This is a genomic window from Brevibacillus sp. FIR094 (assembly GCF_050477165.1).
Classification (GTDB): domain Bacteria; phylum Bacillota; class Bacilli; order Brevibacillales; family Brevibacillaceae; genus Brevibacillus.
On record NZ_JBEAES010000020.1, the window covers coordinates 58870 to 83111 of the forward strand.

The window sequence follows — 24242 nt, forward strand, 5'->3', positions numbered from 1 at the left end:
GGAGGATAATCGTGCTCGACTCTTCCCAAGATCGAAAGGTTTACGAAGGAATTCTCCTGCAACTTCATGAAATCATTCAGGAGCAAAACTTGCGGCCTGGGGACAAGCTTCCGTCTGAGCGAGAGCTGTCCGAGCAACTGGGAGCAGGTCGTTCCTCTGTACGCGAGGCTCTTCGGGCTCTGGAGCTGCTCGGACTCATTGAGACCCGTCGCGGGGAAGGCACCTTCCTCAAGCATTACAGACACAATCGGCTGATCGATATTCTTGGCTTTTTTATCCTACGGGATACCAAAACCAAGAAGGACTTGATCGAAATGCGCCGAATGCTAGAGCTGGATGCTGTCCGCTTAGCCTGTAGACGGGCGACTGACAAGCATTTTGATGAAATGGAACGCATCCTGGCCATTGCAGAGGAAAGAGTAGCAAGAGGCGAGGTACCTGCGGAGGAAGACTATCAGTTTCATCGCGTCATATGTCGCTCCAGCCGCAACTCGATTCTGCATCGCATATGGACGCCTTTGGTTGAGTACAGCAACAGTATTCGTATTGAATCACTGTCGCGCGAAGGTAGAGCGAGTGCAGCACTCGTAGAGCATCGACAGATTATGGAAGCCATTCGCGAAGGCGATGTGAACGTCGCATTAGAGAGAATGAAAAAGCATTTGGAGAACAGCAAGCTTTAGTTTTCCCTCAATTTGCGAGGGGCGTTGGCGCTGTGATATGATGATGCAGACCTGTATTGGACGATTGAGGAGGAAGCCAACATGTGGACGGTCATCTACATCGCTCCTAGCGCTAGAATTGCAGAACGGATACAGCAACGTTTGACAGATGAAGGGTTTTTGGTAAAGGTTCGCGAAGGTAAGGTCTCGAAGCAATACGAGATTCTCGTGCCAGAGAGCGAACTAAACGAAGTCCGGGATGTACTCGGCACGATCCTTCACTGATGAGAAAGGTGGGTGTACCTGTGCTTAAAGATCTTTTTGGGAAAAAGCGCAAATTCGCTACAGTTCCTTCAGAGACACTAGCACGTGTCCCAGCTTCCACCGACACTAGCAAGGAAGCGGGTACGAAAGAAAAGGAAGTCCCTGAGGGATTGATGAATAAATGCCCACATTGTGGGACGATTCACTACTCGAAGGATTTGGAGAAGAATTTGCGTGTCTGTAAAGGCTGCCAGTTCCACTACTCCATGTCCGCTCCAGAGCGTCTGCAAGCGCTTCTGGATGATGGGGTTCTGACAGAAGAATTTGATGCCAATTTGATTACAGCCAATCCGCTCGGTTTTCCTGGCTATTTGGAAAAAATGGAGCAAGATATGGCCAACACCAATTTGAACGAGGCGATCATTACAGGCGAAGGTTTCCTGAGTGGGAACCGCATCGTGATTGGGGTCATGGATTCTCGTTTCCGTATGGCGAGTATGGGATCGGTCGTCGGGGAAAAAATCACGCGCGCAATTGAGCAAGCGATCGAACGGCGTTTGCCTTTCATTCTGTTCAGTGCATCTGGTGGAGCACGCATGCAAGAAGGTGTATTGAGCCTGATGCAAATGGCGAAAACCAGCGCAGCGTTGTCTCGATTGGATCGCGAACGCTTGCTGTTCGTCTCGGTCATGACGAATCCTACATATGGTGGCGTATCAGCCAGCTTTTCTTCGTTGGGAGATTACAATATCGCAGAACCAGGAGCTATGATCGGTTTTGCTGGGCGTCGAGTCATTGAGCAAACGATCCGTCAGGAGTTGCCAAAAGACTTTCAAACAGCGGAATTCTTGTTGAAAAACGGGCAACTCGATATGGTGGTACACCGTAAGGATATGCGAAATACGCTGTCCAAACTGGTAGAGATGCACACGTCTCGGGAAGGAGTAGAAACATGGCAGGCGAGCTCTCCTTTGAAAAGCCATTAGTAGAATTACAAGATAAGATTAAGGAATTGCGCCGTTTTACTGAGGAAAAGGGAATTGATTTCTCTGACGAAATACAGCGTCTCGAACAAAAATCAAAAGAGCTTGCTGTGCAAATTTACGGCAACTTGACTCCATGGCAACGCGTACAGCTGGCTCGTCATCCGGAACGGCCAACGACTTTGGACTATATACAACTACTTTTTACTGATTTTATCGAGGTTCATGGAGACCGTTTGTTCGGAGACGACCATTCGATTGTAGGTGGAATTGCCAAGCTGGACGGACGTCCGGTTACGATCATCGGTCACCAAAAAGGGAAAGACACGAAGGACAACATCAAGCGCAACTTTGGGATGGCTCACCCAGAGGGCTATCGAAAAGCCTTGCGTATTATGCAGCAGGCGGACAAGTTCGGTCGGCCGATCATCTGCTTTATCAATACATCAGGGGCATATCCTGGAAAAGCGGCAGAAGAACGCGGTCAGAGCGAAGCGATTGCCCGCAATCTGCGTGAAATGGCGACATTTGGCGTGCCGATTATTTGTATCGTGATCGGGGAAGGCGGAAGCGGTGGAGCCTTGGCGATCAGCGTAGGTAACCGCATCTATATGTTGGAGAATTCCTATTACTCCGTGATTGCACCGGAGAGTGCCGCTGCGATTCTCTGGAGAGATTCCAGCTTGGGCATGCGTGCAGCGGAGACGATGAAAATTACGGCTCCTGACTTGTTGGAATTAGGGGTCATTGACGGAATTATTGATGAACCATTCGGAGGAGCCCATCGTGATTTGATCGCGCAGGCAGGGATGGTCAAGGCGGTCATCTCGGAACAACTAGAACAGTTGGGTCGTTTAACTCCAGATGAATTGATACAGGACCGTTACGATAAGTTTAAACAGATCGGAGAATTCGCCTCCCTGTAAGAATCAGGGGGCGTTTTTTTCTTGTTTTCCGTGGGGAAAATCTGCTACAATCGAAGTCGAATGAAGGAGTTATCAGAGCTTTCAAAAAGTATGGCACATATCTATCGAGTGTATAACAGATATGCTGATTTGAGTGATACAGCATGTTTCATACAAAGTATGGTACATACTGTTTCCGTTAAATGACATGCTAAAGACGATACGATTGGAGAGGTGGATTCCATGCGGAAACTTGCAGTTCTCACTAGCGGTGGAGATTCTCCTGGAATGAATGCCGCAGTCCGGGCGGCTGTACGTCGTGCTCATTTTCACGAGGTACAAATGTTTGGGGTTTACCACGGATATGAAGGGCTGATGAGGGGAGATATCAAGGAGATGTCTCTAGGCTCTGTTGGGGATATTATCCAACGGGGAGGAACCATTCTCTACTCCGCTCGCAGTGAAGAGTTCAAGACGGAAGCCGGACAGCAAAATGCAGTGGAGCAATTACGTGCTCATGGAATTGAGGGTCTGATTGTAATTGGGGGAGACGGGTCGTTTCGCGGTGCACAGAAGCTGACTGAAAGAGGCTTCCCAACCATTGGCGTACCGGGTACGATTGATAATGATATTCCGTGCACCGATTTCACGATCGGGTTTGATACCGCATTGAATACCGTTGTGGAAGCGATCGATAAAATCCGCGATACGGCCACCTCGCATGAACGCACGTACATTATTGAAGTGATGGGGCGAGATGCTGGCGATCTGGCATTGTGGGCAGGGCTTGCAGCTGGTGCCGAGTCCATTATTATCCCGGAAGCGTCGCAGGAGATGGACGATATTATTGAGCGTCTGCATGCTGGACAACGCCGTGGCAAAAAGCATTCCATCATCATTGTGGCGGAAGGGGTAGGAAGTGCAGCCTCTTATGCCGAAGCGATCACGAAAGAGACAGGCTGGGAGACTCGTGTAACGGTACTGGGTCATATCCAGCGCGGTGGTTCCCCTACTGCGATGGACCGAATGCTGGCGAGCCGAATGGGTGCAGCAGCTGTCGATTTGTTGCTGGAAGGCAAGCAGGACCGAATGGTTGGGATTCAGAACAACCAGATCGTTGATGTTGATTTTCAAGAAGCATTGGCGAAAAAGCATCAATTGGATTTATCCATTTATCAATTGGCGCGCACGCTATCTATATAAAACTAACAGGTTTTGGAGTGTAGAGGAGGCTTACATCCTATGTTAAGGAAAGCAAAAATTGTATGTACCATCGGACCGGCGAGTGAAACGGTTGAAACACTGAAAAAACTGATTGAAGCAGGAATGAACGTAGCGCGTTTGAATTTCTCGCACGGTTCCCATGAGGAGCATGCGGCGCGAATTGTAAACATTCGTCAGGCATCAAAAGAAACCGGGAAACCAGTTGCAATCCTGTTGGATACAAAAGGTCCTGAAATCCGCACGGGTACGCTCGCAGTAGATGCAATCGAGCTCGAAGAAGGAAATACGCTGATCCTCACGACTGAGGAAGTAGCGGGTACCGTTGAGCGCGTATCCATTACGTATCCGGAATTGCCTCGTGATGTGAAAAGCGGCGATACAATTTTGATCGACGACGGCTTGATCGGGTTGACTGTACAAGAAGTACGTGGTACCGAAATCGTCTGCTTGATCAAAAACGGTGGAACACTGAAGAGCAAAAAAGGCGTCAATGTTCCGGGTGTCAAAATCAACTTGCCAGGTATCACTGAAAAGGATGCACAGGATATCGAATTTGGTATTGAACAAGGAGTCGATTTCATTGCGGCTTCCTTCGTCCGAAAAGCAACGGATATCTTGGAGATTCGCCAAATCTTGGAGCGCCATAACGTGCGTATCGATATTATCGCGAAAATCGAAAACCAGGAAGGCGTCGATAACGTAGACGATATTCTGGTAGTAACTGATGGAATCATGGTTGCGCGCGGAGATTTGGGCGTAGAGATTCCGGCAGAAGAAGTACCACTTGTTCAGAAGAAGCTGATCAAGAAGTGTAACGAGCTTGCGAAGCCAGTCATTACAGCAACACAAATGCTTGATTCCATGCAGCGCAACCCACGCCCGACACGTGCGGAAGCGAGTGACGTTGCGAATGCCATTTTCGATGGTACAGACGCAATCATGCTCTCTGGAGAGACGGCTGCCGGTAAATACCCGGTTGAGTCTGTCGAGACCATGGTGCGCATCGCTGTACGTGCAGAGCAAGAGCTGAATTATCGCGAGATCTTGTACGCACAAGCACAGCTCAAACAAGTGACGATTACAGATGCCATCAGCCAAGCTGTATCCAATGCAGCACTGGATCTGGACGCAGCGGCAATCATTACTGCGACCGAAAGCGGACACACAGCTCGCATGGTATCGAAGTTCCGTCCAAAAGCACCAATCGTGGCTGTAACGCCGCATGAAGCGATTATTCGCCGTCTTGCACTCGTAAACGGCGTGTATCCGGTGAAGGGCGAGATGGCGAATACAACTGACGAAATGCTGGAGATGTCTGTGCAGGAGGCGCTTGATGCAGGCTTCGTTCGTCATGGCGATCTCGTTGTGATCACAGCAGGCGTGCCTGTGCGTGAAGTTGGGACAACGAACCTGATGAAAATCCACGTCATTGGCGATGTGGTAGCAAAAGGACAAGGAATCGGCCGGAAAGTTGTCACAAATAAGGTAGTTATTGCTAGATCGACTGAAGAGGCGCTGGCAAAGGTAGAAGAAGGAGCAATTCTGGTAACCATCGGTACCGACTCCGATATGATTGAAGCGTTTGGTAAGGCTGGAGCAGTGATTTGCGAAGAAGGGGGACTTACCTCTCACGCAGCCATCGTAGGCCTGAATCTCGGCGTTCCAGTCATCGTAGGTGTGCAATTTGCTACCGATGTATTGAAGGACGGGCAAATCGTAACGGTGGATTCTGAACGCGGGCATATTTACTCAGGGCATGCCCGGATTCTGTAGGTAATATTATTCATATTTAATACGGAATACCTTTGAAGGGTGACCAAGCGTCACCCTTTTTTGGCTTGGCGCAAAAAGGATTAGCCGACGAACTACCTGATAAGTTTTACCAGATAACGGTGATTATTAGGTGGTGCAAAGCGAGTGGGAATCTGTTAAAATCGGTCGGTGGCTTTGTGTCAGGACGGATTAAATCCATACGTTCGGGGTTTCCAAATCGTGACAGAATGGGTGTTGTAGCGCTCGTTACCAAGAAAAGGCTGAACATAAAAGGGTCCTTCTGTACGTCCAATGTTCGGGATTTTGTGTCAAGTGTTTTTTTAGAGCGAACACAACATCTAGTATTGTCGAAAATTATTTTGCACAATATATAGGTAAAACTATTGAGTTTTACAGATGAAGATAGTTAAACTAGAGAGGAAAGATTCGAAGGAGGAACGATATGCTGGCGACCGAAACCGTATCCCGAACTCAATTTTTGCGGGATGAATTCTTAAATCAATATCCTGATTTTCCGATCCATATGAGTCCTCTGGGACAATTTGTTTACTACCGTACTTATTCTCGTTTTGTACCGGAAAAAGGAAGACGGGAAACGTGGAAAGAAACTTGCCGCCGCTCGGTGGATTACAATATTAAGCTGGCTTATCAGCATTTGAACAAAATCGGAATGTACGCCGATTCTCACGCAATGGAAAAAGAGGCAGAAGGTTTGTTTGACAACATGTTCAACCTTCGTCAGTTCTTGTCTGGCCGTACCTTGTGGGTTGGCGGTGCAGACAACGGCGTAGCGGATTTGTATCCGTTGGCGAACTTCAACTGCTCCTTCCTGAACATCAAGTCTTGGGATGACTTGGGCGATTTGTTCTATCTTCTCTTGGTAGGAACTGGCGTAGGGTTCAAATGCACGAAGGAAATGGCTGCTGGGCTGGGCCCGATTCGCACGAATGTTTCGCTGCTTTCTTCTGAATACAGACCGCTGCCAAAGCATCAACGCCTGGAGCGTTCTGAGCTGAATGTACTGGATAACGGCTTTGCCAAAATTTATGTGGGCGACAGTAAAGAAGGCTGGGTAGAATCCCTCCGTCTCTACCTGCAAATTTTGACAGATTCCACTTACGAACACATTCATACTGTGAAAATCTCTTATAACAGCGTGCGTCCGAAAGGCGAGCGACTGAAGCGTTTTGGTGGTACTGCTAGTGGTCATGAGCCGCTTCGCGAAATGTTTGAAGGAATCGATAAAGTGTTGAAAAACCAAATCGACCAGCATTTGGCATCAATCGAGAGTGATGAAAAAGGATACGGCAAAATCCGTCCGATACATATTCTCGACATCGGAAACCTCATCGGAGCAAACGTCGTAGTAGGTGGCGTGCGCCGTACAGCGGAAATTTTCCTGTTCGATCACGATGACTACGAGTGCATGCTGGCGAAATACGGCATCAACGGCTTCTGGACTGAGGATCAGCTGAACCATCACCGTCGTGTAGGCGAGTTGTTGGGAGAGCACAAGCCTGTATGGTTTGACAGCATCCAAAATGTAGGAGACGGACGCATCGGTCTGGATCACCGCCGCATGTCCAACAACTCCATCGCCTTTACTAAACAACCGACCAAGCCATTCTTGAACCTCGTGTTTACCTTGATGCAATTGGAAGGCGAACCAGGCTTCATCAACTTGGAAGAAGCAAACCGTCGTCGTCCAAATGCAGAGGGCTTGAACCCTTGTGCAGAAATCCTGCTCGATTCTTATGGCGTCTGCAACCTGACGACAGTCAATCTGGTTGAATTCGTGAAGGATCACGAGGATGGCTCCAAGTATCTGGATCTCGATGGCTTGCTGGAAGCACAACGCAAATCTGCTCGTGCCGGTCTGCGCATGACGCTGGTTACGTTGGAACTGCCACATTGGGATACTGTTCAACAGCGTGACCGTTTGCTCGGAACGTCCCTTACTGGTGTGAAGGATGCGTTGGCATCCCTTGGTTATACAGAAGAGCAAGAGCTCGAACTGCTGCGCCAGCTGGGCGATGCTGCTCGTGACGAGGCGAACCGTTATGCGTATGAGCTGCGTGTGAACTCTCCACTTTTGGTAACGACCGTGAAGCCGGAAGGTACACTGTCTCAAGTAGCTGGTGGAGTCTCCAGCGGTTTGCACTGGTCCCATTCGCCGTTCTACATCCGCCGCATTCGTATCAATGCTGAGGATCCATTGGCAAAAGCGGTACAAACTCTTGGCTGGACAGTCAACCCAGAGGTAGGAACACCAGGCGAAACGTATGAAGAGCGCATGGCAAATGCACGTACACTCGTCATCGATTTCCCTGTAGCATCAGGCGCAGAAGAAACGAAGAACGAAGTAAGTGCAAAACGCCAATTCGATACGTACTTCCGTTTCCAGAAAGAATATACCGAGCACAACTCTTCGAACACCATTACGGTTCGCAAGGAAGAGTGGGTAGAAGTAGAAGACATCGTTTACGATAACTGGGATAATTTCGTAGGTGTATCCTTCTTGCAATTGGATGGAGGAAACTACCAATTGGCTCCATATGAAGAGTGCACCAAAGAACAGTACGAGGCATTGAAGCAGTCCATGAAGCCATTTGATCCTGCGATTTTGCAGCAGTATGAAACCGGCGGCGAGGCTGATCTGTCCACGGCTGAATCTTGCGAAGGCGGAGCTTGCCCGATTCGTTAAGCGATCTGAATAAATAAGAGACAGGGGGAGACTGGAAGAAACAGTCTTCCCCTGTTTTGTTGTATGCGGCTGTAGTGGAGAGAAGAATATTTCCAGTCTAGGCTCCAGGCTCCGTCCCACTGGGAAGTGTGTACTGCCCGCTCCGAAGGGATTAGCGGGGAAACGCAAAAGTGGTAGCCGCTACGTCGCGTGGGCACGGTTGCGTTTCTTTTGCCCGCTAATCCCTTCTCCGCTCGGTAGGACTCCACAAGTCGCTACGTCTGGAAATATTCTTCTCTAGCGTAACTGAATAGGTTCTTCATTCTTTCACTTCTTTAAAAAACGATTAACTCGGAAAGCTCGTAGAGGAAACAGGAGAAAAAAGCGAAGATCTTTGGTACACCGACCGAGACGTAATGCAAAAAGCGAAACACGCTCTAAAGCGTCCACCTCTGAAATACATCCTGAGTGGACCACTTTGGACGCGGTTTCGCTTTTTGCATGGAGGCGGGCAGTGAATCCTTCAGCGGGTGGGACAAGAAGCTGAGCGTTTTCTCCTGTTTCCTCCCCACCACTACAGCCACGCAACAGGACTATGGTACAATCATTCTATAGAGAAAGGGGCGATCCTAAGTGACTCCAATCATTCATTCCCATCGATTGCGCGTCCGCTATGGCGAAACCGATCAGATGGGTGTGGTCTACCATACGAATTACTTGAACTGGTTTGAAGTAGGAAGAACAGAATTGATTCGCTATGCGGGGATCACTTATCGTGAGCTAGAGGAAAAAGGCGTACTTCTGCCTGTCACAGATGCGAACATCTCTTACAAACAGCCCGCCCGCTATGATGATGAGGTAGAAATACGAACGCGTGTAAAAGAGATCAGTCCTGTCCGTCTCACTTTTTTTTACGAGATTGTTAGATTGCCTGACCAACAACTGTTGGTGTCAGGAGAGACGATGCATGTATTTACCAACACAGCTTTGAGGCCGATTCGCTTGTCGCGAGCGGAGCCTGACATCTATGATTGGTTGGATTCCCAGCATAAAGGAGGGGAATAGGCATGTTCCGCTTTTTTGCCATTCTGTTTGTCGTCGCGTTTGGATTAGAGCTTTGGGGGCTTATTACCATTGGATCGTGGATCGGCGGTTGGAATACAGTCGTGCTGGTCATTCTCACGGGGATCTTGGGAGCTTGGCTAGCGAAGCAGCAAGGGATGCAAGTATTTCGGATGGTCCAACACCAGTTGGCACGTGGGCAAATGCCTACGGATTCGCTCATCGATGGTGTTCTGATTTTGATCGGTGGTATTTTGCTCTTGTTGCCTGGATTCGTCACGGATGTGATTGGACTGGTCTTCCTCATTCCGTACACACGGATGATTATTCGTCATCTGTTGAAGCGCTGGCTGTGGAACCTCATCTCGTCTGGTCGTGTTCAATTGTTTTTCCGCCGCTAATACAGATATTCCCTATAAAAAAGAACCGCTCCGAGCTGTGTGACAAGCTGCTCGCAAGCGGTTCTTTTTACGTTGGCTCAGGTTTTCTTTCCACGGATGTAGCCCCATACATCTTCGAAGACGTTTGCTTTTACCAAAGCATTGATCATAACGAGTGAAACAGGACCGATGATCAAGCCCAAGAATCCGAACAGCTGGAGGCCGACAAACAGTGCGACCAGAGTGAGGAGAGGATCGAGACCGACGTTTTCCGCAACGACTTTTGGCTCGATAATTTGCCTGAAAATCAAGACGACCCCGTACAAAATGGACAAGCCGATAACCATCGAGTAATTGCCTTTGAAAAACATGTAGATGATCCAAGGAACGAAAACGGTCCCTGTCCCAAGATAAGGCAAGAGATCGACCAAGCCTGTGATCAAGCCAATCGTAATTGCGTATTCGACACGCATGAACAACAAACCAATAATCACGATAGCAGCAGTTAAGGAGATGAGAGTCAACTGCGCTTTGACGAATCCGAACAAGGCATTGCGCAAATCGATAAAAATTTGATCGAGACGGCTGTTTACCCCTTTTGGCAAAAGACGGCGAGCACGCGCTTCCCATAGAGCAAAATCTTTGGAGATAAAGAAGGCACCCATGATGGAAATGACGGAAACTGTTGCCATATTTGGGAGTGAGACAAGCAGGTTTTTCAATCCATCCAGGAATTTGACGATCAAGTCCTGCCCGACATTCGTGATGGTCGAGATCGCACTGCCTACCGTACTGGTAAGCTTATCCTTATAACTTGGATCGAGCTGATCGTAAAACCACTGAATCTGATTGTAAATGCCCATTAAGAAGTCTTGAGAAATCGTATTTTGCAAATAATGGGCTAGCTCCTGTGAAACAACTGGCAAGCGTTTGGCCAGCTCACCGATTTCCACGACCGTTTCTGTGATGATCAGTGTGACCACTCCGCCTGCGAGCAGCATCAAAACCAAGAGCGCGATAATGACCGAAAGCCAGCGTGGAATCCTGAACTTTCTAGTCATGAACGTAACTGGTTTGTTGATGATGATCGCAATGATTAAAGCGATTATAAATGGGTACAGTAAGGGTGTTGCATGTTGGAATACCCAAATCCCTACATAGACAAGCAGGCAAACCCATAACAAGCGAATGATTTGAAAGAGGCGCTCTACCCAGTTTTCCTGATTCAAACGATTTCTCCTTTCCGCCGCGAACGTGCGATCAAATTACTGATGTTTCTATTATGCAGCATGCCTGATAGGTGGAGCAAGAATAGCGAAAAAACAAAACTCCGTTTCACCCTTCGAAACATTTTTTCGCCAACCTTATTCACAAAATCGCAATAATCTTTTATAATTGGGTCGTCTTAGTGGATTCTTTTCTCTCGCCTCTCCCCTTACACGAGCGTCATTTTCATGTACGACCTTGTGAGGATTTGCGTGGATACATTCCCTGTCAAGAGTGGTGGATGAAAGAAACCGCTGCTTACAATTTTATAGATAGGATGTTCAAAAAATCGTCTTTTTTGAACTTGATCAGGTCGTTTATCAGTCATGGCGGACAAGCGAAGACTAGATAAGCACTACTACTTGAGTGGAAAAGGAGAGGGAGTTCTATGACAACTACTCGTGGACTTGAAGGCGTTGTTGCCGCTCAATCATCCATCTGTTCGATCGTCGATGGGGTTCTTTGCTATGGCGGGATCAACATCGATGAGCTGGCAGAACATGCAACTTTTGAAGAGGTTGTATACTTGCTCTGGCATGGAGCGTTACCGAAGCGTGATCAGCTAGACGCTTTGAAAAAACAATTGGGTGAAAATGCATCCGTGGCTAAAGAAGTGCTGGAAAGCATTCGCCATTATCCAAAAGGCGTACACCCAATGGCGGCGTTGCGCACAGCTGTCTCTTCGCTAGCGCTCTACGACACAGAAGCGCAAGATATGTCTCCTGAAGCCAACTATCGGAAATCCATCCGTCTGATGGCACAAACTCCTACCTTGATCGCTGCTTATGAGCGTATGCGTAAAGGTCTGGAGCCAGTAGCTCCACGTGCAGATTTCTCGATTGCACAAAACTTCCTCTACATGCTCACAGGTCAAGAGCCTACAGAAACGGCTGTAAAAGCGTTTGACGTTGCTCTGATCCTGCATGCTGACCATGAGTTTAATGCATCTACATTCTCTGCTCGCGTATCTGTTGCGACTCTGACTGACATTTATTCCGGTATCGTGTCCGCAATCGGTACGCTCAAAGGCCCTCTGCATGGCGGCGCTAATGAAGCAGTAGCGAAAATGCTGAACGAAATCGGCGGCATGGCGAACGTAGAATCCTACATCCGCACCAAGCTGGATAACAAGGAAAAAATCATGGGCTTCGGACACCGTGTATACAAAGACGGTGACCCACGTGCGAAATGGCTGAAAGACATGTCCAAAGCACTGACCGCGCAAATCGGTCGCCCTGAGCTGTATGAGATGTCTGTGAAGATCGATGAAATGATTTCCGGAGAAAAAGGCTTGAAGCCAAACGTTGACTTCTACTCCGCATCTGTTTACATTTCACTCGGTCTCGAAACGGACCTGTTCACACCTATCTTTGCCATCAGCCGTATGTCCGGTTGGACGGCACACATCATGGAACAGTATGAAAATAATCGCCTGATCCGTCCTCGCGCGGATTACACCGGTCCGGTCAACCAACACTACGTTCCAATTGACCGCCGCTAAGAACTCGCTATTTTCGAGCGTGGAGGGCAGGTGGTCAGCCAAGCTGATCGCTCCTGAGCGCAAGCTTGAGAACTACCACAAGTGAGTGGTAGTTCTCCTACGTCTGGAAATATTCATAATCACCAAATATATATAACACTGGAGGGATTTTTTGTGTTTAAAAACCTGACGCAACCAACTGTAGGCGAAAAAATTACTGTGGATAACGGTAAATTAGTAGTTCCAAACAATCCGATCATTCCTTTCATCGAGGGTGACGGTACTGGCCCTGACATTTGGAAAGCTTCTGTTCGCGCGCTGGATGCAGCTGTAGAAAAAGCTTACAAAGGCGAGAAAAAAATCGCTTGGTTTGAAGTATTCGCTGGTGAAAAATCCTTCAACCAATACAACGAGTGGCTGCCAGAAGATACTCTGACTGCTGTTCGTGAATACCTGATCGCAATCAAAGGTCCTTTGACTACACCAGTAGGCGGCGGTATCCGTTCTATCAACGTAGCACTGCGTCAAGAGCTGGATCTGTATGCTTGCGTACGTCCTGTTCAATACTTCGATGGTGTTCCATCCCCAGTGAAACATCCTGAATTGACTGACATGGTAATCTTCCGTGAGAACACTGAAGACATCTACGCTGGCGTAGAGTGGGCTGAAGGTACTCCAGAAGTGAAAAAAGTAATCGACTTCCTGCAAAACGAAATGGGCGTGAAGAAAATCCGCTTCCCAGAAACATCTGGTATCGGTATCAAGCCTGTTTCCAAAGATGGTACAGAGCGTCTGGTTCGTGCAGCGATCGACTACGCGATCGAAAACAAGCGCAAATCTGTTACTCTCGTGCACAAAGGCAACATCATGAAGTTCACGGAAGGTGCTTTCAAAAGCTGGGGATATGCACTGGCTGAAGCAGAATACGGGGACAAAGTGTTCACTTGGGCTCAATACGATCGCATCAAAGCTGAAGGCGGCGACGCTGACAAAGCACAAAAAGAAGCAGAAGCAGCTGGCAAAATCATCGTGAAAGATGTTATCGCTGACGCGTTCCTTCAACAAATCCTGACTCGTCCAGCTGAGTACGATGTAGTAGCAACACTCAACCTGAACGGTGACTATGTATCTGATGCGCTGGCTGCACAAGTAGGCGGTATCGGTATCGCTCCAGGTGCAAACATCAACTACCTGACTGGCCATGCGATCTTCGAAGCAACTCATGGTACAGCTCCAAAATACGCTGGTCTGGATAAAGTAAACCCATCCTCCGTGATCCTGTCCGGAGAAATGATGCTGCGTCACTTGGGCTGGAACGAAGCAGCTGATCTGATCATCAACTCCATGGAAAAAACCATCTCCGCGAAAACAGTAACATACGATTTCGCTCGTCTGATGGAAGGCGCACAAGAACTGAAATGCTCCGAGTTTGCTGACGCTCTGATTCAAAACATGTAAGATAGATTTGGGTACAAATTTTTACACTTACATTTTTGGAGGGGAATAGTTCATGGCATTCAACCGTAAAAAAATCGCTGTTATCGGTAGTGGCTTCACTGGTGCAACAACTGCATTCATTTTGGGGCAAAAAGAGCTGGGCGACATCGTATTGGTTGACATTCCGCAACTGGAAAACCCAACAAAAGGTAAAGCACTCGACATGATGGAATCCTCACCAGTATTAGGCTTTGATGCAAGCATCACAGGTACTGCGAACTATGAAGACATCAAAGATGCTGATCTCGTCATCATCACAGCAGGTATTGCCCGCAAGCCTGGCATGTCCCGCGATGACCTGGTTAACACTAATGCTGGCATTATGAAATCTGTTGCAGAGCAAGTAAAAACATATGCACCTAACTCTATCGTGCTCGTACTGTCCAACCCAGTTGACGCGATGACGTACACCTTCTTCAAAACGTCCGGCTTCCCGAAAGAGCGCGTAATCGGTCAATCCGGCGTTCTGGATACAGCTCGTTTCCGTACCTTCGTGGCTATGGAGTTGAACGTATCTGTAGAAGACGTAACGGGCTTCGTTTTGGGTGGTCACGGTGATGACATGGTTCCATTGGTTCGCTACTCCTATGCCGGTGGTATCCCATTGGAAAAATTAATCCCGAAAGACCGTCTGGATGCGATCGTAGAGCGTACCCGCAAGGGCGGTGGCGAGATCGTAAACCTTCTGGGGAACGGTTCCGCTTACTACGCACCTGCGGCTTCCTTGGTACAAATGGCTGAAGCCATCATCAAGGACAAAAAACGCATTCTGCCATCCATCGCTCTTCTGCAAGGAGAATACGGCTACAACGATCTCTACCTGGGGGTACCGACTCTGCTCGGCACAAACGGGATCGAGAAAGTGATCGAATTGGATCTGACTGCCGAAGAGAAAGCAGCTCTCGATAAGTCTGCTGACTCCGTACGCAGCGTAATGGCTGTTTTGAAATAAGATCAATACATGTAAGACGCCTTTCTTTGGGAAGGCGTCTTTTTTTAATGAAAGTTGCTGTAGTGGGAAGAAGCGAATTTCCAGTCTACGCTTCGGCCTACGCCCTGCAAGGGGAGATGGACTGTTCGCTTCGGAAAAAATGGCGGGAGCGCTTCAAACGTAGAAGTTTCGAAGAGGTAGTCCATAAGTGAAGCTGAAATTCCCCACCATTTTTTCCTACGCTGGGCTGGGCTCCAGAGGCGCTTGGACTGGAAATTCGCTTCTTCTGGGCAGTTTTTCTTTATTCTTAAAGTAGAATCTAAGAAGTGCCTTCAGAAGCTCCGCTGTGTTGATTTGCAAAACGTACTAAAAGCACGAAATGTATCCAAAGCTGTCCGGAAGCACTGTCACATGTTTGGAAGGAGACCGCCCGAACGAAGAGAGGATACAGGCGACTGGAAAACATGTGGCAGGGCTTCTCCCGACCACTACAGCCAGAAGACAACAAGGATTTTTAAAGTAGATACCTTTACCTAAAAGAGGAATACTATTGCCAAGCAACTAAGTTCTATGTGCTCATTCAGCATGTCTTTACAAAAAAATTACTTGTTTTCCGCAATGAGCCTTGGCAGACTGAGTATTGTAGAGAGAAGCATTTTTCAGGGGACGTAGGTTAGAAAATCGAGCGCAAGCATTGCAACGCTAGGGGGAAACAGACAGATGATTAAAGTATTGGTAGTGGATGACGAAGCTTCCATTGTAAAGCTATTGCAATTTAATCTTGAAAAATCAGGTTTTCAGGTCGTAACTGCTTTTGACGGTAAACAGGCCTTGGACATGGTCAAGAGCGAGCAGCCTGATTTTATCATTCTTGATTTGATGCTTCCCAAGATGGATGGAATGGATGTATGCAAAACCTTGCGCCAGGAACGCAATAATACGCCGATCTTAATGCTTACAGCGAAAGATGATGAGCTCGACAAGATTTTGGGGCTTGAGCTTGGTGCCGATGATTATTTGACAAAGCCTTTTAGCCCGAGAGAAGTAATTGCCCGCGTGAAAGCCATTCTGCGGCGGTTTCAGACCACGCCAGAAGCGACTACAGCGCCTCAAGAGGTGTTGCTCCAATTTGGGGATATTCGCATATACCCGGAGAAGTACGAGGTGTTCTGTAAAGACGTGAAGGTTGAGCTGACGCCAAAGGAATTCGAGCTGCTTAACTATTTAGCGAGCCATCAAGGGCGTGTACTGACGCGCGATCAATTACTGAATGCTGTTTGGAACTACGATTTCATCGGAGATTCTCGAATTGTAGACGTGCATGTCAGCCATTTGCGCGAAAAGCTTGAGGATGACACGAAGAACCCGAAATACATCAAAACAGTTCGCGGATTAGGATACAAACTGGAAGGATAACGGAGGATTTACCTTGACTCGCTTTCGAATCAAACTCACTTTGACTATTTTGGGTTTAATCTCCCTTGTACTATTGGTGATGGGGATGTATTTTGCCAAAGTGCTGGAGAACTCCTACCTCCAATCACTGAATGAGCTATTGTCCCGCGAGTCGAAGCTCATCGCTCAGGCAGTCCGTTTCCCGGACGTCTTTACCGATAAGGCGACGTTAGCGGATCGGGTCACACAAGTAGCGCCAACGGATGAAGTACGGATTACCATTATCGACAAGAATGGTCAGGTGATGTACGACAACTCCTCCCACCCAGAAGAGATGGAAAACCACCATGACCGACCAGAGATGAGGGCAGCCTTAAAAGGAGAAACAGGGATTTCCCGCCGTTTCAGTGAGACGCTCGGCTATGACATGATGTACGTCGCAGTTCCTGTTGAACTGAACAACGAAATATTCGGTGTTGTTCGTTCAGCGATGTCGATGAAAGATATTACCGATACGATCCACAAAATGTGGTACAGCTTGCTCACCGGTTTATTGGTTACCTTGGTAGTCGGATCGATTGTTGTTTCCCGCATTTCCTTTTCTATTATTCGTCCGATCGAGGAGATCACCCGGGTAGCCCGCAACATTACACAGCGCCAATACGAGAGCCGTGTGAGAATCAAAGCAAAGGATGAGATCGGTCAGCTTGCAGGTGCGATCAATTTCATGGCATCAAGCCTGGAGCAGCAGATGTACGAAATCTCGGAGAATCAGCAGCGCCTGGCAGGGGTGCTGACCAATATGACGAGTGGCGTGATCTTCATTTCTGAGCAACGTCGGATCATGCTGGTCAATCCGGCCGTTGAAAAGCTGTTGGGGACCGCTGGACATGAGATCGTAGGGAAGCTGCATATCGAGGCAGGCAAGAGCTTTGGGCTCAGCCAATACATCGACAGGTGCCTCGACAGAAGCGAGAAGTTCCGTCAAGAGGTACACATCTATTACCCGCAGGAACGCATCCTTGACGTGAATTTTGCTCCCTATATTAACTTCAAGGGGGAGTCAAGAGGTGTAGTCGTGGTGTTACATGACATCACCGACATTCGCCGCCTGGAGAAGATGCGCAGTGACTTCGTGGCTAACGTATCGCATGAGCTACGTACGCCGATCACCTCGATCAAGGGCTTTACAGAGACCTTGCTTGAAGGGGCGATGCAGGACGAGGAAACATGTCGCAACTTCCTGCAAATCATCTCAGATGAGAGCGAGCGACTCTACCGGATGATCCGCGATATTTTGGAACTGTCCAAAATCGAGCAGAAGCGAATCCCATTGCATCTGAGTCAGGTTCACTTGCAGGATTTGATCAGTTCGGCAGTTGCCATCATGCATGACCAGGCGCAGCGCAAGGATTTGACGATCACACTGCCTTCACCAAAGCCAGATATTTGGTTGATGACGGATAAGGATTGCTTGCAGCAGATCATCTTGAATCTGTTGACGAATGCGATCGCCTATACGCCAGAAGGTGGAAAAATCAACGTCAAGACACAGGCAGACAGTGAAAACATCACCATTCAAGTTATGGATACCGGGATCGGCATTCCAGAAAGGGATCTCACGCGTATTTTTGAGCGATTTTATCGTGTAGACAAGGCGCGTAGCCGCGATTCAGGTGGAACAGGTTTGGGCCTGGCAATTGTGAAGCATCTCGTGGAAAATTTGCACGGACATATCAGTGTGGAGAGCAAGGAAGGAAGAGGGACAACCTTTACAGTTACACTTCCCCTTAGCTAAAAAAGCTGCTGCAAAAAGATTTACACAAACAAAATAGTAGCTTTACTCCTACAATACAATCGCCTTGTACCATTTGACATGTCAGACACTAGAAGGGGGAAGAGGGAAATGTCACGGCATGCTTTTGAAGAACAGCAGGATGTACTGCACCGCAAGCTCATGACGATGGGCACATTGGTGGAAGAAGCTATTCATAAATCCATTAAGAGTCTGGTTGAGCGGGATGCTGAACTGGCTGAACAGGTTATCGCAAGCGATCCTGTGATCAATGAGTTGGAGCAAGAAATACAGAGCGATTGCTTCCGCCTCATTGCATTGCAGCAGCCAGTCGGAGGTGACTTGCGACGCTTGGGAACCATGTTGAAGCTGGTGACGGATTTGGAGCGAATGGGTGATCATGCCGTTTCCATTGCGAAGACGACCCGACGCTTGATGGCGGACCCGTACGTGAAACCCCTCATCGATATTCCGATGATGGCTGATCACGTCAAGGCTATGGTACGTGATTGCTTAAATGCGTATATTGCACGCAATAAAGAAGCGGCAGAAGAGATTGCTGCCCGCGACGACATTGTTGATAAACTGTACTCCACGATTTTCCATGATCTGATTGAATTGATGACGAAAAACAGTCAGGCCATTTCGCAAGGAACGCATTTGCTCTTGGTTGCGCAATATCTGGAACGGATTGCCGATCATGTTACGAACATCTGCGAGTGGATTATTTATATGTCTACTGGTAAAATGACGGATTTGAATAAATAATACCCGAATGACAAAAAGCCGCTGTGAGCTATGAATAATAGCTTGCAGCGGTTTTTTGTAGACAGACGCCTATTTCTCCTGTTGTGCATACAATACATCGTTTCAACTGCAGCGAGAAGATGTACAGGAGGGAAAAGCAATGACGAACAAAGTGCGCCATATATATGCCGCAGGGAATACTGCGCGAGGATACAAGACATTTTATGACTCCGTATTGGAAGGCTTGGAGCGCGTTTATATTTTGACAGGGACAGTGGAAGGAATTACATCGCCACTGATCGAGTCGATTGGAAATCAAATGGCACGAAAAACAAACGAAGTGGAGTGGATTCATTCCCCTTTTGTGAACGGACAGTTTGATGGTGTCATTTTCCCTCACTATAAAGTAGCGATCATGGACGGGAGCTATCCGCGCATGTGGAGACCGGCTTCCCCTGGCGTAACGGAAATTCAGGTCAATTTGCAGGCAATGGTAGACGTTGATCAGCTCGTGGATGACAAAGACCGGATCGCCGCCTGGTACGAAGAAATTTTTACCAAGAGTGAAGAGGCTTATCAAGCTTTTGGCGAAGCACTGCGCATCCATGATGAGTGGGAAGCCCCTTACATTGAAAACCTAGACAGAGATGAAGCCAATCGCGTCACGGAAGAAGTCATCGCGTTATTCTTCGGGGGTGAGCAGATAGAGAAGAAAGCAAAAATTCGGCGCATGTACTTGGGGGCTGCCACTCCACAGGGACCTGTCGATCATATCATGAAGCTGACAGATCAATTGGAGAAACGCTACTTCATCAAGGGCAGACCAGGCTCTGGCAAGTCAACCATGCTGAAAAAGCTGGTGAAGGAAGCTCAGACACGTGGTTTTGATGTGGAAGTGTACCACTGTGGTTTGGACCCACACAGCCTCGATATGGTCATTGTACCTGAGAAAAGCCTCGCAATTTTTGACAGCACAGCACCGCATGAGTATTTTCCTAGCAAAGAGACGGATGAGGTTATTGATATGTACGAACGCGCGATTACCCCAGGAACCGATGAGAAATATGAAGAAGAATTATTGGATATTAAAGTAAGATATACCCAAAAAATTAAAGAGGCCACAGCCAATCTTGTCGCAGCCAAGGAACTGCGTGACCAGTTAAACACCACATATCAGGAAGCCGTTGACCAGCAACGTTTAAAGGCTGTCTCGCAAGCTCTCGTAAGCAGACTAACAAAGATGAGCTAATGGTATGTAGATCGTAGAATGAAACCCGTTCGACTGCTCATACTACAATAACGGAAGATGATCGTTGTTGGAGAATGGAGGTGAGCAGCCGGATGGGTTTTGCTATGACGTTAGCTCTGTTACTATTAATCAATCCCCTCGACCCAACGAATTTTTTGCAGATAGAGATGGAGGACAAAACGGTAGCTATTCTCAATCGAGCTGATTATTCTCTTCCCTTTGATAGTGTTCCGTTGGTTGATGAAAGCAAGCTTGCGCGAATGGTGGAAGAGGTGGCGAAAAAAGCCCACATCGAGCCCATCAATGCGACGATTAATAACGCCGGGGCCATTGTTCCAGAAACCAAGGGAAGAAGATTAGATGACCTGGTATTTCGTGCACGTTTTTACGATTATTTTTACGGTACGGGAGCTGCCAGCATGAATGTCAGCTACAAAGAGGTATTCCCGAAGGTAGACAAGGCTCTCATGAGTCAGGTTCGGAAAAAAAGGATCGGACAATATGCGACCTATTTCAATGCAGGCAACCGGAATCGTGTACACAACATCAAGCTCGCCTCGCAGGCGATTAACAATTACGTCGTATTGCCAGGAGAAATTTTTTCTTTTAATAAGGTAGTGGGCCAGCGTACAAAAGAAAAAGGGTATTTGCAGGCACCCATCATTGTCAGAGGAGAGCTGTCGGAAGGCATCGGGGGAGGGATCTGCCAAGTATCGTCTACTTTGTTCAATGCGGTAGACCAGGCAGGTTTGCACATTATGCAGCGTTATTCTCACAGCCGAAACGTAGCGTATGTACCTCCAGGCCGCGATGCAACAGTGAGCTGGTACGGCCCCGATTTTGTGTTTCAAAACAAATACGCCTATCCGGTCTTGATCCGGGCGATCACGAGCAACGGAAGCATGTACGTGACGGTTCACTCTTTCCCAGAAATTGAGCATGAGCCACGAAATGTACCAAGCGTACGTCGCACGACCCCTGAGGAAGCACCGGATGCTCCATCTATTTTGCATGAAAATGAACCGACAATCCCTTAATGGTAGGGGGTGTCGGTTTTTTGTTTTTAGTACGAGGCTGCGGTGGGGAGAAGAATATTTCCAGTCTAGGCTCCAGGCTCCGTCCCGCGGGCACGGTAGCGTTTCTGTTGCCCGCAAATCCCTTCTCCGCTCGGTAGGACTTCACAAGTCGCTACGTCTGGAAATATTCTTCTCTGGCGTAACTGAGCACATTCCACGGAAGCTCGTAGAGGAAACAGGAGAAATAAGCGAAGATCTTAGGGACGCCGACCGAGACGTAATGCAAAAAGCGAAACACGCCTTTAAGCGTCCACCACTGAAACACATCCTGAATGGACCACTTTGGACGCGGTTTCGCTTTTTGCATGGAGTCGGGCAGTCAATCCCACAGCGGGTGGCCCTAGAAGCTGGAGCGTTTTCTCCTGTTTCCGCCCCACCACGACAGCCCGATTAACGCATGCTTTTAAAAGGTTGCCTAGTTAAAGTTTAACCTAAAGAAATAGTTGCCACGGATAGAAAAACATCGTATAGTTTTCATGTGATAAATTTCGTACACGAAATATTACTTAAGAAAGGAGTACGCTATGAACAAATCACTGCATATTCGGGACTTATTAAAACGGTTGAACAAGACATTTGGAACAATGGCCACAAAAGAACTGTCCCAATATGGTGTGACTGTCCCGCAGCTGATGGTCATTCGAGAAATCCACCCTGATCCCAAAACGATCGGACAGATAAGCAAAGCCGTAGACTTATCGTACAGCACCGTTTCTGGCATCATAGATCGTTTGGAACGAGAACAACTCGTAGAGCGCGTACGTGATGAGAATGACCGGCGTGTTGTCTGGATTCGTAAAACACCAAAGATTTCTGAGCTGTTCGCAAAGGTTGATTTTTTCTCAGAAAACTTTTACAAGCGTATTTTCCATGGATTTTCCGATGAGGATTTAGACATCATTATTCAGTCGATGGAAACATTGATTGTGAAACTAGAAGAACGAGAAAGTTGAGGAGAAACCATGAAGCGAAAACTGGTTTTGTATGTCATTTTGCTCCTGTTCGTGGCAGGTGGTGGAGGAATCGGTTACTACTATTGGTATCAAGGTGCACATTATGTGACCACACAAGATGCTCGGATTGCGGGAGACATTTATCGCGTCATGCCAAAAATGACAGGCAAACTGACCGGACTCGCTGTCAAAGAAGGCGACACCGTTATAGCGGACCAAATCGTAGGGCAGCAAGATACAACTAACGTAGCAACGACGATGCTGGAAAACAGCGTGTTGCGTTCTCCCATTACAGGTACCGTGATTAAAACGCAAGCAAAAGAGGGAGAGATTGTTTCGACAGGGCAATCGGTAGCTCTCGTGATGGACGAAAACAAATTGTACATCTCCGCCAATTTGGAAGAGACTGAGATCGAACGGTTGAAACTCGGCCAAAAAGTCGATTTTACGATTGACGCTTACCCAGGTAAGAAATTGGGCGGTCATTTGATGGAGATCGGAAAGGCGACGAATTCTACATTTTCCTTGATGCCTGCGGCCAACACGAGCGGGAACTTCACCAAGGTAACCCAGCGTATCCCGATCAAAATCGCCATAGATGACACAGCAGGTCTGGACCTCGTGGCCGGATTGAATGCCGAGATTAAAGTGCACGTGAAGGAGATGTAATCAAGCATGAAAAAAACAGCACAATGGAAAACAATCGCTGCAGTCATGGCAGCCGTTTCTATTATTACGGCGGGCTGTAGCGAGACATCTTCTGCATCGCAAACGAGCGAGAACGTCCCTGTTGTGAAGACGTGGAAGGTGACCTCTGCCTCTACGGGTGTCATTGCCAATGGTAAGGTGGCAGCATCTGAGGAGATCCAAGTCGTTTCTAAAGTATCTGGAAAAGCAGCGAGCGTGAATGTAAAAGAAGGTGCAGTCGTCAAGCAAGGCGATGTTCTGGTCACGCTGGAGGCAGCTGATTATCAGCAGCAGATCAATCAGGCACAGGCAGCCATTGCAGGCGCTCAGGCAAAGCTGAGAGATACGAAAGCAGGTGCGCGTAATGAGCAACTGACGCAGCTTGGGAGTATTGTCACGCAGGCAGAAGCCAGCCTGAAGGTGGTCGAGAGCAACTACAATCGGATGAAAGCACTGTTTGATGCAGGCGCATTGTCACAGGCTGAGTTGGAGAAATCTTCACTGGAATTGGAAAAGGCGCGCACAGGGCTTGAACAAGCGCAAGCCCAATACGATCTGGCAAAAGCAGGCCCAACTGCCGACACGGTAGCAGCTCTGCAAGCAGAAGTAAGCCGTTTGGGCTCCAATCTCGAGCTGGCGAAAAGCAATTATGACAATACCATTATTCGTGCGCCAATCACAGGCATCGTCGCCAAGCGTTCGGTTGACCCGGGAGAAATGGCAGGAGCGGGGACGCCTCTCATGGTGCTTGTGAATATGGCAGATGTCAAAGTAGAAGCCAGCGTGCCGGAAAACCAAATCAACCAAGTGAAGGTCGGCTCTACTGTTGATGTGAAGGTAGGCAGTCTCGGTGGCAAAGTGCTGAAAGGCACCGTTGAGTTTGTCTCTCCGATTTCGGATACCAACAGCAGTTCTTTCCCAGTTAAAGTGAAGGTAAATAATCAGGACAGCTTGCTGCGCGCAGGTATGGTGGCAGAGGTCATGCTTCAAGGTCAGGCAACGCCAGGAACAAAATTACCGACGTCAGCCGTTCTGGAGAAGGACAGCAAGCATTATGTCTATACCGTAAGCGACAACGTTGTACACCAGGTGGAAGTTGCGGTAGAGAACGCAAGCGGCGACTGGACAACTGTCACGAATGGCGTCAAAGACAATGATCAAATTGTGCTAAACCCGACAGACAAACTGTCCGAGGGCAACAAGGTGATCGCAAACTAACGGGGGTGTTGA

Annotated in this window: 21 protein-coding genes; 20 read left to right on the forward strand and 1 reads right to left on the reverse strand. The window is 48.1% G+C overall.

Annotation, left to right across the window (positions count from 1 at the left end):
• Nucleotides 1-11: 11 nt before the first annotated feature.
• The 9 genes from ACQ5DJ_RS18580 to ACQ5DJ_RS18620 all read left to right on the forward strand — a co-directional run bounded on the left by ACQ5DJ_RS18580 (nt 12) and on the right by ACQ5DJ_RS18620 (nt 9957).
• Nucleotides 12-683, forward strand: coding sequence for a FadR/GntR family transcriptional regulator (locus ACQ5DJ_RS18580; protein ID WP_012685105.1), 672 nt, complete (start codon nt 12-14; stop codon nt 681-683).
• Between the two features lie 81 nt (nt 684-764).
• Nucleotides 765-947 (forward strand): hypothetical protein, encoded by a 183-nt coding sequence (locus ACQ5DJ_RS18585; RefSeq protein ID WP_007725347.1) that lies wholly within the window; start codon nt 765-767, stop codon nt 945-947.
• Nucleotides 948-967: 20 nt separating this feature from the next.
• Nucleotides 968-1912, forward strand: coding sequence for an acetyl-CoA carboxylase, carboxyltransferase subunit beta (accD, locus tag ACQ5DJ_RS18590; RefSeq protein ID WP_429843775.1), 945 nt, complete (start codon nt 968-970; stop codon nt 1910-1912).
• A complete protein-coding gene (gene accA / locus ACQ5DJ_RS18595) occupies nt 1879-2835 on the forward strand; it encodes an acetyl-CoA carboxylase carboxyl transferase subunit alpha (protein WP_429843776.1) in 957 nt (318 codons plus the stop codon). Before accD ends, accA begins: the two co-directional genes overlap by 34 nt.
• Nucleotides 2836-3057: 222 nt before the next feature.
• Nucleotides 3058-4017 (forward strand): 6-phosphofructokinase, encoded by a 960-nt coding sequence (gene pfkA, locus ACQ5DJ_RS18600; RefSeq protein ID WP_429843777.1) that lies wholly within the window; start codon nt 3058-3060, stop codon nt 4015-4017.
• A 39-nt stretch (nt 4018-4056) separates the two neighbouring features.
• Nucleotides 4057-5811 carry a pyruvate kinase gene (pyk, locus tag ACQ5DJ_RS18605; protein WP_429843778.1) on the forward strand — a complete coding sequence of 585 codons (1755 nt, stop codon included), beginning with the start codon at nt 4057-4059 and terminating at the stop codon, nt 5809-5811.
• Between the two features lie 442 nt (nt 5812-6253).
• Entirely contained in the window at nt 6254-8515 is a 2262-nt protein-coding gene (gene nrdJ, locus ACQ5DJ_RS18610; protein WP_429843779.1) for a ribonucleoside-triphosphate reductase, adenosylcobalamin-dependent, read from the forward strand.
• Nucleotides 8516-9127: 612 nt separating this feature from the next.
• Nucleotides 9128-9559, forward strand: a complete 432-nt coding sequence (locus ACQ5DJ_RS18615; protein ID WP_429843780.1) for an acyl-CoA thioesterase — start codon at nt 9128-9130, stop codon at nt 9557-9559.
• 2 nt (nt 9560-9561) lie between these two features.
• Nucleotides 9562-9957 carry an FxsA family protein gene (locus ACQ5DJ_RS18620; protein ID WP_429843781.1) on the forward strand — a complete coding sequence of 132 codons (396 nt, stop codon included), beginning with the start codon at nt 9562-9564 and terminating at the stop codon, nt 9955-9957.
• 77 nt (nt 9958-10034) lie between these two features.
• Here ACQ5DJ_RS18620 and ytvI read toward each other — a convergent pair whose 3' ends face one another.
• Nucleotides 10035-11165 carry a sporulation integral membrane protein YtvI gene (gene ytvI, locus ACQ5DJ_RS18625; RefSeq protein ID WP_429843782.1) on the reverse strand — a complete coding sequence of 377 codons (1131 nt, stop codon included), beginning with the start codon at nt 11163-11165 and terminating at the stop codon, nt 10035-10037.
• 425 nt (nt 11166-11590) lie between these two features.
• On the opposite strand from ytvI, the gene citZ reads away from it, so the two are divergent.
• From citZ to ACQ5DJ_RS18680, 11 genes are all read left to right on the forward strand, one after another.
• Nucleotides 11591-12703, forward strand: a complete 1113-nt coding sequence (gene citZ / locus ACQ5DJ_RS18630) for a citrate synthase (protein ID WP_429843783.1) — start codon at nt 11591-11593, stop codon at nt 12701-12703.
• Nucleotides 12704-12856: 153 nt separating this feature from the next.
• Nucleotides 12857-14140: an NADP-dependent isocitrate dehydrogenase gene (icd, locus tag ACQ5DJ_RS18635; RefSeq protein WP_017250757.1), complete on the forward strand. Its 1284-nt coding sequence runs from the start codon at nt 12857-12859 to the stop codon at nt 14138-14140.
• A 52-nt stretch (nt 14141-14192) separates the two neighbouring features.
• On the forward strand, nt 14193-15131 hold the full coding sequence (gene mdh / locus ACQ5DJ_RS18640; protein WP_056496760.1) for a malate dehydrogenase: 939 nt from the start codon (nt 14193-14195) through the stop codon (nt 15129-15131).
• A gap of 699 nt (nt 15132-15830) precedes the next feature.
• Entirely contained in the window at nt 15831-16526 is a 696-nt protein-coding gene (locus ACQ5DJ_RS18645) for a response regulator (protein ID WP_429843784.1), read from the forward strand.
• A 13-nt stretch (nt 16527-16539) separates the two neighbouring features.
• Nucleotides 16540-18303, forward strand: a complete 1764-nt coding sequence (gene pnpS / locus ACQ5DJ_RS18650; protein WP_429843785.1) for a two-component system histidine kinase PnpS — start codon at nt 16540-16542, stop codon at nt 18301-18303.
• A 108-nt stretch (nt 18304-18411) separates the two neighbouring features.
• Nucleotides 18412-19068, forward strand: a complete 657-nt coding sequence (gene phoU, locus ACQ5DJ_RS18655) for a phosphate signaling complex protein PhoU (protein ID WP_007725330.1) — start codon at nt 18412-18414, stop codon at nt 19066-19068.
• A gap of 139 nt (nt 19069-19207) precedes the next feature.
• Nucleotides 19208-20296: a PRK06851 family protein gene (locus ACQ5DJ_RS18660; RefSeq protein WP_429843786.1), complete on the forward strand. Its 1089-nt coding sequence runs from the start codon at nt 19208-19210 to the stop codon at nt 20294-20296.
• Between the two features lie 92 nt (nt 20297-20388).
• A complete protein-coding gene (locus tag ACQ5DJ_RS18665; protein ID WP_429843787.1) occupies nt 20389-21333 on the forward strand; it encodes a VanW family protein in 945 nt (314 codons plus the stop codon).
• A 563-nt stretch (nt 21334-21896) separates the two neighbouring features.
• Nucleotides 21897-22325 (forward strand): MarR family winged helix-turn-helix transcriptional regulator, encoded by a 429-nt coding sequence (locus ACQ5DJ_RS18670; RefSeq protein WP_144617164.1) that lies wholly within the window; start codon nt 21897-21899, stop codon nt 22323-22325.
• A 9-nt stretch (nt 22326-22334) separates the two neighbouring features.
• Complete coding sequence (locus ACQ5DJ_RS18675) at nt 22335-22994, forward strand: HlyD family secretion protein (RefSeq protein WP_137030228.1); 660 nt, start codon at nt 22335-22337, stop codon at nt 22992-22994.
• Nucleotides 22995-23000: 6 nt separating this feature from the next.
• Nucleotides 23001-24230: an efflux RND transporter periplasmic adaptor subunit gene (locus ACQ5DJ_RS18680; protein WP_429843788.1), complete on the forward strand. Its 1230-nt coding sequence runs from the start codon at nt 23001-23003 to the stop codon at nt 24228-24230.
• Nucleotides 24231-24242 lie beyond the last annotated feature (12 nt).